This is a genomic window from Gilvimarinus sp. 1_MG-2023 (genome assembly GCF_030548285.1).
Genome location: NZ_JAUOSC010001516.1, coordinates 1 through 244 on the forward strand (window position 1 = coordinate 1; position 244 = coordinate 244).

Here is a 244-nt window from a genome sequence, read left to right on the forward strand (position 1 = left end):
GCCATGATCCAATAACAACAACTGGTCGCAGTAATGTGCCGACAGATTAAGATCGTGCAAACTCATCACCACGGTCAGGCCGTTATCCCGAGCCAATTGCCCCAGCAAAGCCAGCACATCGTGCTGGTAATACACATCCAGATGATTGACCGGTTCATCGAGCACAATCAGTTCTGCCCGTTGCACCAGTGCCCGGGCAATCAAGCCGCGCTGCTGTTCGCCACCAGACAAAGAGGCAAACACC

General features: G+C 53.7%; 1 protein-coding gene. It reads right to left on the reverse strand.

Annotated elements, in window-relative coordinates:
* The coding region (locus Q4563_RS21895) for an ATP-binding cassette domain-containing protein (protein ID WP_303606038.1) at window positions 1–244 on the reverse strand (244 nt) is incomplete at both ends.